Raw genomic sequence first — 16,654 nt, forward strand, 5'->3', positions numbered from 1 at the left:
ACGGTCAGGGGACGAACGGTTCGATGCCGACGACCTCGACGGTGATGCTCCGGCCGTTGGGCGCCTGGTAGGTGACCTTCTGGCCCGGCTTCGCGCCCATGATCGCCGCGCCGAGGGCCGATTCGGGGGAGTAGACGGTCAGGTCCGTCGTGCCGGCGATCTCGCGCGAACCGAGCAGGAACTTCTCGGTGTCGTCGTCGCCCTCGAACCGGATGGTGATGACGGTGCCGGTGGCGGCGTGCGTGACCTTCGTCGGCGGCTCGCCCACGTGCGCCTTGCGCAGCAGGTCGGTGAGCTGGCGGATGCGCCCCTCCTGCTTGCCCTGCTCGTCCTTGGCGGCGTGGTAGCCGCCGTTCTCCTTGAGGTCGCCCTCCTCGCGGCGGGCGTTGATCTCGGCGGCCATGGCCGGGCGGTTTGCCACCAGCTGGTCGAGCTCGGCCTTCAGCCGGTCGTGGGCCTCCTGGGTGAGCCAGATGCCCTGGTCCTGCTCGTCAGTGGGGGTGGACACGTGGGAGAACTCCTGGAACTCGGGGTGCCGTCCGGTGCGGACGGCGGTGGTCGATCCGGCCAAGCTAACACCGCGGGAGCGGCCGACGCTGCGATGCGCGGCCCCGCCCGGGATGCGGAACCGCAGTGTATCGGGGCGTGATCGACGACACGTTCCGGGCGTTCGGGCCGCTCACCCGCGAGGCGTCTGCCACACACGGATGACCATCCGCCGTCCTCGTCGTCCGGCGAGGGACACTGTCCGGGTGACCCAACCCGACCAGCTGCGCCTGCTCGCCGTGCACGCTCACCCGGACGACGAGTCGAGCAAGGGCGCCGCCACGATGGCGAAGTACGTCGCCGAGGGCGTCCGCGTGATGGTGGCCACCGCCACCGGCGGCGAGCGCGGCTCGGTGCTCAACCCGGCGATGGACCGCCCCGAGGTCTGGGAGCGGCTGCCGCAGATCCGCGTCGAGGAGATGGCCAGGGCCCGCGAGATCCTCGGCATCGAGCAGGAGTTCCTCGGCTTCGTCGACTCCGGGCTGCCCGAGGGCGACCCGCTGCCCCCGCTGCCGGAGGGCTGCTTCGCCCTCGTGCCGATCGAGGAGGCCGCTGCTCCGCTGGTCGCGCTGATCCGCCGCTTCAAGCCGCAGGTGATCACCACCTACGACGAGCGCGGCGGGTACCCGCACCCCGACCACGTCAAGACCCACGAGATCTCGGTGCACGCCTTCGAGGCCGCCGGCGATCCAGACCGGTACCCGGAGCTCGGCGACCCCTGGCAGCCGAGCAAGCTCTACTACCACATGAGCTTCACGCTGCCGCGCACGAAGGCGCTGCACGAGGCCATCCTCGCGACCGGCGCGGAGTCGCCCTACGCCGAGTGGCTGGAGAAGTGGGACCCCGCGCACGACATCTCCCACCGGGTCACCACCCGCGTCCCGTGCGGTGAGTACTTCCCGGTGCGCGACGCCGCGCTGATCGCGCACGCCACCCAGATCGACCCGCTGGGCCGCTGGTTCGCCTGCCCGGTGGACACCCAGCAGCAGATCTGGCCCACGGAGGACTACGAGCTGGCCCGCTCGCTGGTCGACACCACCACCCCGGAGGACGACCTGTTCGCCGGCATCCGCAGTGAGGTGACCGTCCGATGACCGCACCCGTGGACGCGGTGAGCATTCTCGCCGCAGCTCAGCAGCAGCTCCCGCAGGACGTCGGGAAGGCCGGCCCGCTCGGCCTGCTCCTGATCGTGGTGCTCTTCATCGCGGCCGCGCTGCTGGTCAGGTCGATGAGCGGCCACCTGAAGAAGCTGCCCCGCAGCTTCGACTCCGCGGACCAGGAGGAGCGGGTCGACGTCCCCGACGACCTCTCCGGTCTGGACGAGGCCCGGCGCGAGCCCGGTCAGGAGCTGCTAGACACCCTGCGGCGGGCGCCACTGGCGATCGAGCCGCCGCGCCGGGACGGCGACGCCCGGAGCTGACCTCCGCCCGGGAAGACCGCGGCGGAACGCGCTCCGGTCTGCCCGTTGGCTCACCCGGCGAAGCGGCATGGTCTGGGGTCCGCTCTGGGCGCAGCGACGGCCGTTCCCGTGGACGCCCGTCCGCGAGTGGCCGACCGAGCTGCGGGGGGACATGGCCTCGGTCGAGGAGGTCCGGGCCCGGGGCCGCAGGTCGGCTGACCCCGGTGGCCGGCGGCCAGGGACACTGGCTGCCGTGCCCGTCGACGCCGTTCCCGCAGCCAGCGACGTCCTCGTGGTGGGTGCGGGCCCGGCGGGGTCCGCCGCCGCCGCGTGGGCGGCCCGTGCCGGGCGCGACGTGGTGCTCGCCGACGCCGCGGTCTTTCCGCGTGACAAGACCTGCGGTGACGGGCTGACCCCGCGGGCGATCGCCGAGCTGGACCACCTGGGCCTGGGGGAGTGGGCACGGTCGAAGGCCCGCAATCGGGGCCTGCGCGCCGCCGGGTTCGGCCGGGAGTGGCAGCTGCCCTGGCCGGGTGGCGCCTTCCCCGACCACGGCAGCGCCGTGCCGCGCACCCAGCTGGACGCCCGCATCCGGCAGGCGGCGCTCGACGCCGGCGCGGTCGCCGTCGACGGCGCCCGGGCCGTCGACGTCGAGCGGGACGGCGACCGGGTCACCGGTGTGGTGTTCGAGCACGCCGACGACAGCCGGAGCACGGTCTCCTGCCGGCGGCTCGTCGTCGCCGACGGGGTGCGCTCCCCGCTGGGCCGGGTGCTCGGGCGCGAGTGGCACCGCGACACCGCCTACGGGGTCGCCGCGCGTGGCTACGTGACCTCCGGCCGCGCTGACGATGAGTGGATCTCCTCGCACCTGGAGTTGCGCGGCGCCGACGGCGAGCTGCTGTCCGGCTACGGCTGGGTTTTCCCGCTGGGCGCGGAGGCCGGCGAGGTCAACGTCGGCGTCGGCACCCTGGCCACCTCCCGCCGTCCGGCCGGAGTGCAGCTCAAGGCGCTGCTGGAGACCTACACCGAGTCCAGACGCGGGGAGTGGCGGCTGGACGGCGATGTCCGGCTGCCGGCGTCGGCGCTGCTGCCCATGGGGGGTGCGGTGTCCGGCGTGGCCGGGCGGAACTGGGCGCTGATCGGGGACGCGGCCGGGTGCGTGAACCCGCTCAACGGCGAGGGCATCGACTACGGCCTGGAGACCGGGCGCACCCTCGCCGGGCTGCTCGGCGAGGACGACTGGACCGCGGCGTGGCCGGCGACGCTGCGCCGGCACTACGGCGAGGCGTTCTCCATCGCGCGGCGGCTGGCCGGGCTGCTCACGGTGCCGCGCTTCCTCCCGGCGGCCGGGCCGGTCGGCATGCGCTCGCGGGCGCTGATGACCGTCGCGCTGCGGGTGATGGGCAACCTCGTCACCGACGAGGACCGCGACGCGGTCGCCCGCCTCTGGCGCACGGCGGGACGGCTGTCCGTGCGCTTGGACGACCGCAAGCCCTTCAGCTGACCACCAGCGGCGACAGCCGGTCCGGGCGAGCGGGGGCCCGAAGGGTCCCCCGAGGGCGGACGGGAAGGGCTCAGCGCAACCGGCGAACGGTAATCGGCCGCGGTGTCTGACCGGAGGTCAGACGAAGGGAGAGTTGTACACCGCGAAGTACACGGCGATGTAGTGGCAGATCGCTGCGACGACGGTCATCGCGTGGAAGACCTCGTGGTAGCCGAAGGTGCCCGGCCAGGGGTTCGGCTTCTTGATGCCGTAGGCGATCCCGCCGAGGGTGTAGAGCACCCCGCCGACGGCGAGCAGCACGAGCGAGGCGACGCCGGCGATGTGCAGGATGTCGGTGAGGATGAAGACGGCGACCCAGCCGAGGCCGATGTAGAGCGGGACGCCGACCCACCGCGGCGCCGTCGGCCAGGTCATCTTGAGGCAGACGCCGGCCAGGGCACCGGCCCAGACGCCGGTGAGGACCCAGTAGCCGGTCGGCTGGTCGACGGCGAGCAGCGCGAACGGCGTGTACGTGCCCGCGATGAACAGGAAGATCATCGAGTGGTCGAGCCGCTTCATGGTCTTCCAGCCGCGCGGTGACCAGCGCCGGCGGTGGTAGAGGGCGCTGATGCCGAACAGTCCGCAGATGGTGAGGCAGTAGACCGCCACCGACCACCCCGCCCGGGCGCCCTGCATCGAGGCCAGCGGAACGAGCACCGCTCCGGCGACGATCGCGCCGAAGAAGGAGAACAGGTGGATCCACCCCCGCGCGCGGGGTCGCGTGTCGGGGTGCTCCCAGTCGTCGTCGTCGAAGTCCGCGGCGGTCCAGGTCTGTTCGACCTGCTCGCCCTCCGCCGCGACGGTGCCGATCGCCTGCCGGTCCTCGGACTGGAGCTCCGCCCCGTCGGCCTCCACCCGGACTGCGGCGCGATCGGAGGGTGGAACGGTCATGGGCCCGAGGCTACGGAGCCGTAGATTGTCCGTCATCCGGAACGGGCTGTGAGCTTCCTGCCAGGCCGGATGCCGGTGGAGGCGCGACCGGCCCGGCGGGCTCCCGGCCGACCGGCGGCGAGGGGCCTAGGGTGACCGCCGTGGGGGTGCGCCGGCGGGTCCGTGACGCGCTCATCCAGCTCTACGAGCGGCGGCTGGCGCGTGCGCTGGTGGACGCCGACGTGCCGAGGCACGTCGGCGTGATCATGGACGGCAACCGTCGGTGGGCGCGCTCGATCGGCCTGGAGGACGTCGTCCACGGGCACCGTCGGGGCGCGGACAAGATCGTCGACCTGCTGGGCTGGTGCGACGACGCCGGGGTGCAGGTGGTCACCCTGTTCATGCTCTCCACCGACAACCTGCGCCGGCCCGACTCCGAGCTGCAGCCGCTCCTGCGGATCATCGAGGACGTCGCGGTCGACCTCTCCCGCCCGGGCCGGCGGTGGAAGGTGCGGCAGATGGGGGCGGCGGAGGTGCTGCCGCCGGAGACGGTCGCCGTCCTCAAGCAGGCCGAGGAGGACACCTGCGACCGGGCGGGGGCGACGGTGAACCTCGCGGTCGGCTACGGCGGACGGCGGGAGATCGCCGACGCGGTCCGCTCCCTGCTGGCCGAGCACGCGACCCGCGGCACCTCGCTGGAGGAGCTGGTGGAGGTGCTCGACGTCGAGCACATCGCCGACCACCTCTACACCCGTGGCCAGCCCGACCCCGACCTGGTCATCCGCACGAGCGGAGAGCAGCGGATGTCGGGCTTCCTGCTGTGGCAGACGGCCAACGCGGAGTTCCACTTCACCGACGTCTACTGGCCGGACTTCCGGCGGATCGACTTCCTGCGTGCGCTGCGTGACTACTCCGCGCGCCACCGGCGGTTCGGCGAGTAGGGCCGGCCGACGCCCGGCACCGGCGGTCCGGGCCGCGGCCGCGGCTGCGAAACTGCCTCCATGACCGCGGGAGCTCTCGACGTCGCCCTGGAGTACGTGCGGCTGGGGCTGCGCTTCGACCGTCTGGAGTCCGGCTTCGTCGACGCCTACACCGGCGACCCGCGGATCCGGGCGCAGGTGCAGGACGAGCCCGCCCCCACGCCGCAGCAGCTGCGCGACCGTGCGCGGGAGCTCCTGCGCCACCTCGACGCTGCGGGCCTGCCCGACGACCGGGCGGACTTCCTCCGCGGTCAGCTCACCGGCCTGGAGTGCAGCGCCCGGAAGATGAGCGGGGAGCCGGTCGGCTTCGTCGAGGAGGTCCGCAGCTACTTCCAGGTCGACGTCGAGCTCGGCGACGAGGCCGCGTACGCCGGCGCGCACGCGGAGCTGGACGCCCTGCTGCCCGGCGACGGCTCGCTGGCGGAGCGGTACGCGGCGCACCGGCGTCGGGAGGAGTGCCCGCCGGACCGGCTGGAGACCGCGGTGCAGGCGCTGTCGAGCGCGCTGCGCGACCGGGTGCGGGGCCAGTACGGGCTCCCGGAGATCGAGACGGTGCGGTACGAGGTGGTCACCGACAAGCCGTGGTCGGGGTTCAACTACTACGAGGGCGGCTACCGGTCCCGCGTCGCCATCAACGCCGATCTGCCGCACCGGCTCTCCCAGCTGCCGCACCTGGTGGCGCACGAGTCCTATCCCGGGCACCACACCGAGCACTGCCGCAAGGAGACCGGTCTGGTCGAGCGGTCGGGGCGGCTGGAGCACACGGTCTTCCTGGTCAACACCCCCGAGTGCCTGATGGCCGAGGGACTGGCCGACCTCGGCGTGCCGGCGGCCATCGGCGAGGACTGGGGGGCCTGGTCGGCGGAGATCCTGGGTGACCTCGGGCTTCGGTTCGACGGCGTCCTCGCCGAGCGGATCGCGGCCGCGGCGGCCCCGCTCAACCGGGTGCGGCAGGACGCCGCGGTGCTCCTGCACGACCGGGGGGCCGACGCCGACGAGGTCAGCGCCTACCTGCAGCGGTGGGCCCTGGTCAGCCCCGAGCGGGCCCGGCAGCAGATCCGCTTCCTCACCGATCCGCTGTGGCGGGCCTACATCTCCACCTACGTGGAGGGGTTCGACCTGCTCTCGCGGTGGCTGGCCGCCCGCCCCGCGGCGCAGCCGGTCGCCGACCGCTTCGTCCGCCTGCTCGACGAGCCGCTGACCCCGCAGCGGATCGCCGCCGAGATCCCGGCCGCCTGACCCGTGCGCGCCCGTTACCCGGCACGGGCCCGGTTCCTGGGGCTGTGGACCGCGGGCTGGCTGGCCGCGCTGCTCGTCGCGGGCATGGTCCGGTTCGGTGACCCCGCGGTGCAGTGGCCGGTGCTGCTGGTGCCCGCCGTCTGGGCGCTGGTCGCGCTCCGGCCCCGGCGCCCGGCGCGGGGTCCCGTGCACTCCCGGCGTCACGAGGACCGGTGGGCCGACGAGGAGGAGTGGGCCGACGAGCGGTACGAGGACGGGCCATACGACGAGGCGTGGGACAAGGGGGCGTGGGACGGCGACGACCGCCGGTGGCCGCCACCGGGCGAGCGCACCGACACGGTCGAGCGACCGGCGCTGCGCCCCCGGTCCGACGGCACCGGCGAGCGGTGGTGACCGGCCCCCGCTGACGCCCCCGGGCAACCGGCGGCTACGGCACCGCGACCGCGTGGTGGGGCGTCGTCGACGACGGTGCTGCCGGCGGTGCTCGGGTGGTTCCCGGGGGTGCGCCGGTTCCGCCGCGGATCGGACTGCCCGACCGTGTGGGACCGCTGGTGCGGTTGAGCCGTACGGGTGACACGCATTCCTTCTCGTCGGGTGCACGTCACGCGGATGTCACTCCCCGGGCCTAGCGTCCGCGGTGAACGGCGAGCTGCCCTCGCCGTTCACGGGAGGCCCGGTTGGTGCGACTGCGTTCGTCGTCCAGAGGGGCCGGTACCCGGCCCCTGTGCCGGGGCCCGGTCACCTTCGAGCCGGGGCGCGCTCTGTCATCGGAGTGGCGCCCCACGGGAGCCGACTCGTGAACACTCGCCGCACGTTCGTCCTCGACACCTCGGTCCTGCTCTCCGACCCCGGCGCGCTGCTGCGCTTCGGGGACGCCGACGTGGTGCTGCCGCTCGTCGTCATCGGGGAGCTGGAGGACAAGCGCAACCACCCGGAGCTGGGGTGGTTCGCCCGCCAGACGCTGCGCATCCTGGACGACCTGCGGGTCACCCACGGCCGGCTCGACGCCCCCGTCCCGGTGGGGGAGGAGGGCGGCACGCTGCACGTCGAGCTCAACCACAGCGACCCGTCGGTGCTGGCGGCCGGCTTCCGGAACGACAGCAACGACAGCCGGATCATGATGGTGGCGCTCAACCTCCGGGCCGAGGGCAGGGACGTCTGCCTGGTGACCAAGGACGTGCCGCTGCGGGTCAAGGCGGCGGCGGTCGGCCTGGAGGCCGACGAGTACCGGGTGCTCGACGCCGTCGACGCCGGCTGGACCGGGATGGCCGAGCTGAGCCTCGAAGACGTGGAGCTCGACGAGCTCTACGAGACGGGCGAGGCATTCCTGCCGGCTGCGGCCGAGCTGCCGACGCACACCGGTCTGGTGCTGCTCTCCTCGCGCGGCTCGGCGCTGGGCCGGGTGCTGCCCGACAAGCAGGTGCGCCTGGTCCGCGGTGACCGTGAGGCGTTCGGGCTGCACGGGCGCTCGGCCGAGCAGCGGGTGGCCCTGGACCTGCTGCTGGACCCGGAGATCGGCATCGTGTCGCTCGGTGGCCGGGCGGGCACCGGCAAGTCGGCGTTGGCGCTGTGCGCCGGGCTCGAGTCGGTGATGGAGCGTCGGGCGCACAAGAAGGTGGTCATCTTCCGACCGCTGTACGCCGTCGGCGGGCAGGAGCTCGGCTACCTGCCGGGCAGCGAGGGCGAGAAGATGTCGCCCTGGGCGCAGGCGGTCTACGACACCCTCGGCGCCCTGGTCTCCCGGGAGGTGCTCGAGGAGATCGCCGCCCGCGACCTCATCGAGGTCCTCCCGCTCACCCACATCCGCGGGCGGTCGCTGCACGACTCCTTCGTGATCGTCGACGAGGCGCAGTCGCTCGAGCGGGGTGTGCTGCTGACCGTGCTGTCCCGGCTGGGCAGCAACTCGCGGGTGGTGCTCACCCACGACGTCGCCCAGCGGGACAACCTCCGGGTCGGCCGGCACGACGGGATCACCGCGGTCATCGAGAAGCTCAAGGGGCACGTGCTGTTCGCGCACATGACGCTCACCCGGTCCGAGCGCTCGCCGATCGCCGCACTGGTCACCGAGATGCTGGAGGACCTGCCGCTCTGACCTGAGCCGCGGCCGCTCCGGGGGTGTTCCTCGTGCTGTGCGGGTCCTGCAGGCCCCCGCAGCGCGAGGACCGCCCCTGGAGCAGTCAGCGACGGCGGTCGGCAGCCCGCTCGTGCGCTCGGCGCACCCGGGCGGCGAGCCGGTGGGATGCGGCGAGGTCCGCCCACACCCAGCGCACCACGTCCCAGTCCTCGTCGCGGACGGTGTCCTCGCGGAGCTTCTCGGCGAACACCGCGTCGCCGGGTGCCTCCCCCGGCCGCAGGAGCCGGCCGTACTTTCACCCGGCCGTCGAACTCACCCACCAGGCGGGCGTCCTCCCAGGCGAAGTCCGTACGCCCGACCAGCTCGCCGCCCCCGGACCGGACCTCGAACTGGAGCGCCGACGGTGCGAGCTCCCACCTGTGGAGGATCACCCGGCTGCGGCTCTCGCCGACGCTCTCGCTCCGTCCGTCTGCCGCGGCCACCGCCCGCGCTGCGCTCCGGGCGCCCGGCGCCCCCACCACGTCGAACAGCCGGGCGCGCAGCGCGTCGTGCGTCAGCAGCCCCCGGTGCAGGGCGCCGTCGATGCTCACGACCGCCGTCTCGTGCGGCTGGGACCGTGCCAGGTCCAGCACCGTGCGGACGGGGTCGGTGACCGGCACCCCGCCGACGTCGACCACCTCGTCGTCGCGGAGACGGGCGACGTGGCAGCAGATCACGCCGCTGCGGTCGCTCCGGGCGCCGGTGGGGCGCGTCACGTGGACGCGGTCGAGGGGAACGTTCCACAGCGGCAGCCCGAGGAGGACCGCGGCCGACTGGTGGCTCACCACCGCCGGCCGGCGCAGGGCCGCCAGGGTCGCGCGCACCAGCAGCCCGTGGCGTGCGGTCGACGCGGGCGCGAGGACGCCGTCGACGTAGGCACCCCGGCGCAGCCGGGTCAGGCTGCCCGAGCGCACCGCCCGGGCCAGCTCGTCGTCGGACCAGCCGGCGGCGACGGCCTCGCGGCGCAGGAGCAGGGAAGGGGTGTCGGGTGGTTCGGTCATGCGCCGACCGTCCGGCGCGGGGAGCGTCCTCACCAGTGCCCGGGCGTTCCGGTGGACGGACGTGCCGGCTGTGGACGACGGTGCTCTGAGGGTGCACGTTCGCACTCGTGGAGTCCTGCGGGACCCGGCAAGCGGGAGAAGCACCCCCAGAGCGACCGGTCGGGTCAGGCGTCGGCCGGCTCGTCCGCCGGTGCCGGCCGCGGCGCGGGGCGGCGCCGCGGCTTGGGAGCGGGCGTGACCGGGGCGACGACCGTCCGCACCAGCGCGACCGCCGCCCAGCCGGCGGCCAGGCACCACGGCAGCCGGTTCACCACCTCCTCGGTCGTGAAGTCACCGCGCACGCCGAGCGCGAGCACCGGGACCGCCAGCACGAACCCGACGAGGAGCACGTCCCAGCGCAGCGGGTTCATGCCTGCGGGCCGTCCAGGCGCTCGCAGAGCAGCGACGCCCAGCGGTGCGGCGTGGCGCGCGCGCCGTCCAGGAGGGCCACGGGCACGGTCAGGCGCTGCAGCACGGCCGCGGGGTCGGCGCTGAGGTCGGTGTCCTGCACGACCAGCGCGTCCACCCGGGCCAGCCCGTCGAGCCAGAGCTCCAGGTCCTCGGGCTTGCGGGTGGCCTCCACGACGGCCCACACCGCCACCGGCGACCAGACGTCCAGCATCTGCCCCATCCAGTGGGCGTCGCTGCGCAGCGGGGCGTCGACGGCCACGATGGTCACCGTGCCGGCATGGGCCGCCTCCTGACGGCGGTCGATCGCTGCGTCGGTGGTGGTCATGCGGCTGCCCTGGGAAGCGAGGCCGGCCAGGTCGCCGCGCGTCGCCCACTGCACCCGGTAGGGGTCCAGGCGGAGCGAGGCGGCGAGCGTCCGGGCGGCGCGCAGGGTCTCCACCCCGGGGCCGACCACGAACAGCACGTCGCCGGCGCCGCTGGGCGGCTCGGGCACCTCGGGCAGCCGGACGGCCAGCGCGTGGGTGAGCGCGGCGTAGGTGCCGTCGGCCTCGACCCGGTCGGTGAAGTCCTCACCGAGCAGCTCACGCGGAAGGCCCAGCCCGGCGAGCCGGGTGACGACCTCGTCGGGCGCAGCCGGGGCGGGCGCGGCCCGCGGTGCGGCTGCCGCCGGGGCCTCGACGGGCGCGAGCGCCTCGTCGGCGTCGTCGAGCTCCGGCATCACCGGCAGGTCGTCGTTCGCCATGAGCGGTGCCACGGGCAGCCGGGTGACGGTCGCCAGCGCACGCGGGGCCGGGGCGGTGACCTCCGGCGCGGGAGCCACCTCGGGGGCACTGGGCGTCCCCGGACGCGTGGACGGGACGGCGGGACGGGAGGACGACGGCGGCACGGGGGGCAGGCCGCGACCCCGGGCACCCGGCAGCGGCGGGAGGAGGGAGACCCGCGGCAGAACGGTGGTCGCATCGAGGGACATGGGCAGGGGAGCGGGGTCGCTGGCGGTGCGGGCCAGCATCGGCGCGACCTCCGCGGACTCGACGATCCCGGCTGCGGCGACCTCCGCGGCCACCGCCTCCTCGGCCACCTCCTCGGGCTCCTCGGCAGCGACTGCGGACTCCTCCGCCACCGGCTCGTCGTCGACAGCCGGGGCGACGGGTGCCTCCGCGGTGACCGGCGGCAGCCGGTCCTCGACGTCGGCGGTCGGCTCTCCCCACAGCAGCGTGGTCGCGGCAGACGCACCCCAGCCGAGGTCGGACACCGTCGCCCTGGGAGCCGGGGCGCCGAACAGGGGGGACGACGACGCGGACGCCGGGAGCTCGGTGGCCACCACGGCCTCGGCGACCGGTGCCGCGACGGACTCCGGGAACAGCGGGGCAGCCGGTTCGACCGCGCCAGGCTCGACGATCTCCACGGGGGACGACGGTTCGGAGAGGGAGGGCGCGATGACGGCCGGCTCGGCGATGGCCTCCTGCGGCGAATCCCCCGCGAGGATCTTGCGCAGGATGCCGGTGATGGCCTCGTCGGAGTGCCCCTGCGCCAGAGCTGCGCGCAGCGCCTCGGCGATCTCCTCCTGCCGCGTGGACGGTGACGGATCGACGGGCTGCTCCGACGCCATGCAGGCGGGCAACGCGGTCGCGGACGTGGAGGCCGGCGCGGTGGCCTGGTCTCTCGCCGTGGGGTCCTCCTGGTGCGCAACCTCGGACCGCGACGACGGGTCTGCTGATCGGATGGCCGCAGCCAGGCCCGGGTGGGGTGCGGGAGTGCCGGTCGCCTCGTACGCAACGATCGCGGGAGCCGGCTCCGAGGCGGGCTGCTCCAGCGCCTCGGCGACGGCCTGGCGCACCTCGCGGTCGCCGGACACCATGCGGGCCAGCGCGGCGGTGAAGGGTGAGGGAGCCAGGGCGTCGTCCTGCGACGCGGTCGCCGGCTTCTCCGCCGGCGCCGGGGTGGTCCGCAGGCGCGGAGCGGCGGTGGCCGGCTCACGGGCGGCGGCCCGGAACGTGGCGCGAGCGGCCGCGGGGGCGCCGCCCAGCAGGCCGGTCAGCTCGTCGAGCCGGTCGTCGAGGCGGGCATGGCGCTGCACGTCGTCGCCGACCGGACGCACCGACAGCTCCGGCGCCGGGGCGCGGTGGGCCGTGCCGGAGGGCGTCTCCGGCGAGCCGGCGCGCGCGGCCTCCGCGGCCCACGCGGCGGCCCCGTTGCGGGCGGGCGCCGTCGTGCGGGCGCGCGCCGGGACGGCCGACGCCAGCGGGGAGTCGTACGCCTCCACGCCGGCGGTGGGCACGGGGCCGGCCGACGGTGGGACGCCGGGCCGGACGAACTGGTCGGGCGCCACCTCGGCGACGTAGCGCTCGGTGGCGAAGAAACCGAGCACGCCACCGGACCGGACCCGGCGCACGCCCACGACCCGGGCGTGCGGCCCGAACTGCTCACGCGCAGCTGCGATCGCGTCGTCGCGCGTAGCGGCCTCAACGGATCGCAACGGCACCGCTCACCACTCCCAGCGACTCGATCTGGGCCGTCCGGGACACCTCCGCGTAGGAGATGACCGGCAGCCGGGGCAGGATCTGGCGCATCAGCCGCGCGAGGGCCGCGCGGACCTGGGGCGAGCAGACGAGGACCGGGGACAGACCCTGCCGCTCGGCGTCCTCGAGCAGGCCGCTGCAGCCGTGGACCAGGGCGTCCACCGCGCCGGCATCGAGGGCCAGGACGGCGCCCATCTCGGTCTGCCGGACCGACTCGAGCAGCCGCTGCTCGAAGCCCGGCTCCAGCGTGAGGACGTGCAGCCGCTCGTCGGGCGTGACGTAGGGCTGGCTGATCGCCGACCCGAGCGCCGACCGCGCCGCCTCGACGAGGCCGTCCGATTCGGTCGAGTGCTTGGCACGCACAGAGAGTGCCTCGAAGATGCGCACCAGGTCCCGGATCGACACACCCTCGGCGAGCAACGCGTGCAACACGCGTTGCACCTCTCCCAGGGTGAGCAGCGTGGGGGTCAGCTCCTCGACGACGACGGGGTGCGAGCGGCGCACCATCTCCACGAGCAGGCGGACGTCCTCCCGGCCGAGGAGCTCGGCGGCGTTCTGGCGGACGACCTCTGCCAGGTGCGTGGTGATGACCGAGGAGCGGTCGACGACGGTCGCCCCGGCCATCTCGGCGGCGCGCTGGAGCTCGGCGGGGACCCACTTGGCGGCCAGGCCGAAGACGGGCTCGCGGGTGGGCTTGCCGGGCAGGCCGTCCAGGGCATCACCGATGGCGAGGACGGTGCCCGCGGGGGAGCTGCCCTTGGCCACGGGGACGCCGTTGAGCCAGATGACGTACTGCGACGAGGGCAGGTCCAGGTTGTCGCGGGTGCGCACCAGCGGGATGACCAGACCGGTCTCCATGGCGACCTTCCGGCGCAGCGCCTTGACCCGGTCGAGCAGGTCGCCGCCGCGGGCGGTGTCGACCAGGTCGACGAGGTCGAATGCGACCTCGAGCTCCAACGGGTCGACGCGCATCTTCTCGGCGATCGCCTCGGGGGAGTCGGGTGCCGGCTCCAGCTCGGCCGCCGCGGCTGCGGCCTCGGCCTCCTCGTCGACCTCCGGCTCGTCGGTCATCCGGGTGGAGAGGAACAGGAAGAACCCGCCGACGAGCAGGAAGGGCAGCTTGGGCAGGCCGGGGATCAGGCAGAGCGCCAGGGCGGCGCCGCCGGCGATGCGCACCGGCTGCTTGAACCGGCCGAGCTGGGCGATCAGGTCGCTGCCCATGTCACCCTCGGTCGCCGACCGGGTCACGATGATGCCGGTCGCGGTGGACATCAGCAGCGCCGGGATCATCGACACCAGGCCGTCGCCGACGGTCAGCAGCGAGTACGTGCTGACGGCCTCGGCCGGGGCCAGGCCGCGCTGCATCAGTCCGATCGCGAACCCGCCGATGAGGTTCACCAGCGTCACGACGATGCCGGCGATGGCGTCGCCCTTGACGAACTTCGATGCGCCGTCCATCGAGCCGTAGAAGTCGGCCTCGGCGGTGACCTCGTGCCGGCGCTTGCGGGCCTGGGCCTCGTTGATCAGGCCGGCGTTGAGGTCGGCGTCGATGGCCATCTGCTTGCCGGGCATGGCGTCGAGGGTGAAGCGGGCGCCGACCTCGGCGACGCGGCCGGCGCCGTTGGTGATGACCACGAACTGCACGATGGTCAGGATCAGGAAGATCACGAGCCCGACGATGAGCGAGCCGCCGATGACGATGTGCCCGAAGGCCTCGATCACCTTGCCGGCGTAGCCGTCGGTGAGCACGAGGCGGGTCGAGGAGACGTTCAGCGACAGCCGGAACAGCGTCGCCACCAGCAGCAGCGACGGGAAGACGGCGAAGTCGAGCGGCTTCCGGATCTGCATGGCGACCAGCAGGACCAGCAGCGAGACGGCGAGGTTGACGCCGATCAGCAGGTCCATCATCTCGGCCGGCAGCGGCACCACCAGCATGAGGACGATGGCGACGACGCCGATCGGGACGGCGGCCTTGCCCAGGCCCTTCACTCGCCCGCTCCGGGGGCGGCGAACAGACGCTGGCTCACCCCTCCTTCATCGGCAGCCCGCTGCGGAACCGGTACCGGGGTCCTCTTTCAGGCGGCGGCGGCGGTGGGGCGGCGCCGGCCGGCCTTCGGCAGGTCGGTCGTGTCGGGTGCCTCGAAGCCGGGGCGGTGGAACCCGCCGCGGACCCCGCGCGCACCGAGGTGCATGACGAAGGCCAGCACGCGGGCGACCGCGGTGAACAGCTGCGGAGGCACCTCCTGGCCGAGGTCGCAGGAGGCGTGCAGCGCCCGGGCCAGGGGGATGTCCTGGACCATCGGGACGCGGGCCTCGGCCGCCTTCTCGCGCAGCTTCGCCGCGACCGCCCCGGCGCCCTTGGCGACCACGCGCGGCGCACCCTTGGCGGCGTCGTACTTCAGGGCGACGGCGACGTGCGTCGGGTTGACCAGCAGGACGTCGGCTTCGGCGACCTCGCTCATCATCCGGTTGCGCGACATCGCCATCTGCACCCCGCGGCGGTGCGCCTTCATGTGCGGGTCGCCCTCGGCCTGCTTGTGCTCCTGCTGGATCTCGTACTTGCTCATCTTGAGCTGCTTCCTCGTCTTCGTCCGCACGACGACGTAGTCGGCGACGGCGATGACCAGGCCGGTGACCGCGACGACGCGGAACATCAGCACGGCCGAGTCGGTGAAGGTGGCCGCGACGGCCGAGAGCGGCAGCGCGCCGGCGGAGGACACCAGCGCCTGCGCCCGGTCGCTGGTGATGACCACGACCGTGCCCAGCGCGGCGGTCTTGATCAGCGCCTTCGCCGCCTCCCAGAGGCCCTGGGTGCCGAACATGCGCTTGAGGCCCGGGAACGGGTTGAACTTCTTCAGCTTGGGCTGCATGGGTTTGGTCGTCACGTGCACGCCGCCCTGGGCCGCTGACGAGGCCACCCCCACGAGCATCAGCGCGATGGCCGTGGGGAGCAGCGTCGTCAGGAAGGCGATCAGGGCCTTGCCCAGCAGGGCGGTGACGGCGGCGGGCTGGGGGTCGTCGACCACCGTGCCCACGTGCACGAACAGCTGCTGCGCGGCGTCGAAGGCGTTGCCCACGAGCATCGGCAGCAGGAAGCTGGCGGCCGCCACGCCCAGCCAGGTGCCCAGCTCCTGGGTGCGCGGGATCTGCCCGTCCTTGCGCGCCTTCCTCAGGCGCTGGGGAGTGGGCTTCTCCGTCTTCTCACCACCCGGTCCGTCCTTGGCCATCAGCCGCCGCGCAGGGAGATCATGGCGCGGGTGCCGTGCTCGAGCAGGGCGTCCAGGGCCGGGGGGAGCAGGGGGAAGGTGAGCCCCAGCATCGCCAGGGTCAGCATGATCTTCACCGGGAAGCCGAGGGCGAAGACGTTGAGCGCCGGCGCGGCCCGGCTGAGCAGGGCCAGCGCGACGTCGGCGAGCAGCAGGACCGCGACCATGGGCCCGGCGATCTGCAGCGCGGCCAGGAACATCATGGAGAAGGCCGTGATGAGGACCGCCGCGATCTGGTCGGTGGGCACCTCACCGCCGACCGGCAGCCCCTCGTAGGAGGTGGCGAACCCCTTGACCATGAGCAGGTGCCCGCCGCTGGTGAACAGCAGGGTGCTGGCCAGCAGGTAGTGCAGCTTGCCCAGGGAGCTGTTCTGCGTCATCGCCATCGGGTCGTAGCCCGGCTGCAGCGAGAAGCCGCCGGTGACGTCGAGGATGTCGCCGGCCATCTGGACGGCGGTGAACAGCACCTGGACGACGAAGCCCAGCGCCGCGCCGATGACCACCTCGGTGAGGGCGGTGACCAGGAGGAAGCCGGCCGTCGGCGTCGGCAGGGTCGGGGCGATCTGGGCCGACAGCAGCACCGACAGCGCGAGGGCCAGGGCGCCCTTGACCGCCCCGGGGATGACCCGGGAGTTGAACGGCGGGGCGAGCAGCACGAAGCCGGCGGCGCGCGCCGTGCCGAGGAGCAGGGCCGCGAGGGTGACCGCCGGGACCGAGAGGTCCACGGC

At 73.9% G+C, this 16,654-nt stretch carries 15 protein-coding genes; 7 read left to right on the plus strand and 8 right to left on the minus strand.

Features of this window, described 5'->3' with window-relative positions; translation table 11 throughout:
- Window positions 1-4 precede the first annotated feature (4 nt).
- The gene (gene greA, locus ABC795_RS03170) at window positions 5-571 is read right to left on the minus strand and encodes a transcription elongation factor GreA (RefSeq protein ID WP_347059440.1); all 567 of its coding nucleotides are present in this window, start codon (window positions 569-571) and stop codon (window positions 5-7) included.
- 181 nt (window positions 572-752) lie between these two features.
- On the opposite strand from greA, the gene mca reads away from it, so the two are divergent.
- From mca to ABC795_RS03185, 3 genes are all read left to right on the plus strand, one after another.
- The gene (mca, locus tag ABC795_RS03175; protein WP_347059441.1) at window positions 753-1,640 is read left to right on the plus strand and encodes a mycothiol conjugate amidase Mca; all 888 of its coding nucleotides are present in this window, start codon (window positions 753-755) and stop codon (window positions 1,638-1,640) included.
- On the plus strand, window positions 1,637-1,966 hold the full coding sequence (locus ABC795_RS03180; protein ID WP_347059442.1) for a hypothetical protein: 330 nt from the start codon (window positions 1,637-1,639) through the stop codon (window positions 1,964-1,966). Before mca ends, ABC795_RS03180 begins: the two co-directional genes overlap by 4 nt.
- A 232-nt stretch (window positions 1,967-2,198) precedes the next feature.
- Window positions 2,199-3,449: a geranylgeranyl reductase family protein gene (locus ABC795_RS03185; protein ID WP_347059443.1), complete on the plus strand. Its 1,251-nt coding sequence runs from the start codon at window positions 2,199-2,201 to the stop codon at window positions 3,447-3,449.
- Between the two features lie 117 nt (window positions 3,450-3,566).
- Here ABC795_RS03185 and ABC795_RS03190 read toward each other — a convergent pair whose 3' ends face one another.
- Complete coding sequence (locus ABC795_RS03190) at window positions 3,567-4,379, minus strand: hemolysin III family protein (protein WP_347059444.1); 813 nt, start codon at window positions 4,377-4,379, stop codon at window positions 3,567-3,569.
- Between the two features lie 131 nt (window positions 4,380-4,510).
- Here ABC795_RS03190 and ABC795_RS03195 point away from each other — a divergent pair, with 131 nt between their 5' ends.
- The 4 genes from ABC795_RS03195 to ABC795_RS03210 all read left to right on the plus strand — a co-directional run bounded on the left by ABC795_RS03195 (window position 4,511) and on the right by ABC795_RS03210 (window position 8,669).
- On the plus strand, window positions 4,511-5,299 hold the full coding sequence (locus ABC795_RS03195) for an isoprenyl transferase (protein ID WP_347059445.1): 789 nt from the start codon (window positions 4,511-4,513) through the stop codon (window positions 5,297-5,299).
- A gap of 60 nt (window positions 5,300-5,359) precedes the next feature.
- The gene (locus ABC795_RS03200) at window positions 5,360-6,577 is read left to right on the plus strand and encodes a DUF885 domain-containing protein (RefSeq protein WP_347059447.1); all 1,218 of its coding nucleotides are present in this window, start codon (window positions 5,360-5,362) and stop codon (window positions 6,575-6,577) included.
- Window positions 6,578-6,580: 3 nt separating this feature from the next.
- Complete coding sequence (locus ABC795_RS03205; RefSeq protein WP_347059449.1) at window positions 6,581-6,970, plus strand: hypothetical protein; 390 nt, start codon at window positions 6,581-6,583, stop codon at window positions 6,968-6,970.
- Between the two features lie 403 nt (window positions 6,971-7,373).
- Window positions 7,374-8,669 carry a PhoH family protein gene (locus ABC795_RS03210; RefSeq protein ID WP_347059450.1) on the plus strand — a complete coding sequence of 432 codons (1,296 nt, stop codon included), beginning with the start codon at window positions 7,374-7,376 and terminating at the stop codon, window positions 8,667-8,669.
- An 85-nt stretch (window positions 8,670-8,754) separates the two neighbouring features.
- Here ABC795_RS03210 and ABC795_RS03215 read toward each other — a convergent pair whose 3' ends face one another.
- The 6 genes from ABC795_RS03215 to fliR all read right to left on the minus strand — a co-directional run bounded on the left by ABC795_RS03215 (window position 8,755) and on the right by fliR (window position 16,651).
- Window positions 8,755-8,901: a hypothetical protein gene (locus tag ABC795_RS03215; protein WP_347059451.1), complete on the minus strand. Its 147-nt coding sequence runs from the start codon at window positions 8,899-8,901 to the stop codon at window positions 8,755-8,757.
- A 954-nt stretch (window positions 8,902-9,855) separates the two neighbouring features.
- The gene (locus ABC795_RS03220; RefSeq protein WP_347059452.1) at window positions 9,856-10,101 is read right to left on the minus strand and encodes a hypothetical protein; all 246 of its coding nucleotides are present in this window, start codon (window positions 10,099-10,101) and stop codon (window positions 9,856-9,858) included.
- Window positions 10,098-12,623 (minus strand): hypothetical protein, encoded by a 2,526-nt coding sequence (locus tag ABC795_RS03225; RefSeq protein ID WP_347059453.1) that lies wholly within the window; start codon window positions 12,621-12,623, stop codon window positions 10,098-10,100. The genes ABC795_RS03220 and ABC795_RS03225 overlap by 4 nt, the downstream gene beginning before the upstream one ends.
- Window positions 12,604-14,649, minus strand: coding sequence for a flagellar biosynthesis protein FlhA (flhA, locus tag ABC795_RS03230; RefSeq protein ID WP_347059454.1), 2,046 nt, complete (start codon window positions 14,647-14,649; stop codon window positions 12,604-12,606). The genes ABC795_RS03225 and flhA overlap by 20 nt, the downstream gene beginning before the upstream one ends.
- A gap of 86 nt (window positions 14,650-14,735) precedes the next feature.
- Window positions 14,736-15,887 (minus strand): EscU/YscU/HrcU family type III secretion system export apparatus switch protein, encoded by a 1,152-nt coding sequence (locus ABC795_RS03235; protein ID WP_347059455.1) that lies wholly within the window; start codon window positions 15,885-15,887, stop codon window positions 14,736-14,738.
- Window positions 15,887-16,651 (minus strand): flagellar biosynthetic protein FliR, encoded by a 765-nt coding sequence (fliR, locus tag ABC795_RS03240; RefSeq protein WP_347059456.1) that lies wholly within the window; start codon window positions 16,649-16,651, stop codon window positions 15,887-15,889. Before fliR ends, ABC795_RS03235 begins: the two co-directional genes overlap by 1 nt.
- Between the last annotated feature and the right edge of the window lie 3 nt (window positions 16,652-16,654).

Source organism: Blastococcus sp. HT6-30, from assembly GCF_039729015.1.
Lineage (GTDB): Bacteria > Actinomycetota > Actinomycetes > Mycobacteriales > Geodermatophilaceae > Blastococcus.

Bases quoted from the DNA above. Each gene is read 5' to 3' on its own strand.
- ABC795_RS03180 (WP_347059442.1), top strand. From the start codon at position 1,637: ATGACCGCACCCGTGGACGCGGTGAGCATTCTCGCCGCAGCTCAGCAG.
- ABC795_RS03190 (WP_347059444.1), bottom strand. From the start codon at position 4,379: ATGACCGTTCCACCCTCCGATCGCGCCGCAGTCCGGGTGGAGGCCGAC.
- ABC795_RS03200 (WP_347059447.1), top strand. From the start codon at position 5,360: ATGACCGCGGGAGCTCTCGACGTCGCCCTGGAGTACGTGCGGCTGGGG.
- ABC795_RS03220 (WP_347059452.1), bottom strand. From the start codon at position 10,101: ATGAACCCGCTGCGCTGGGACGTGCTCCTCGTCGGGTTCGTGCTGGCG.
- ABC795_RS03235 (WP_347059455.1), bottom strand. From the start codon at position 15,887: ATGGCCAAGGACGGACCGGGTGGTGAGAAGACGGAGAAGCCCACTCCC.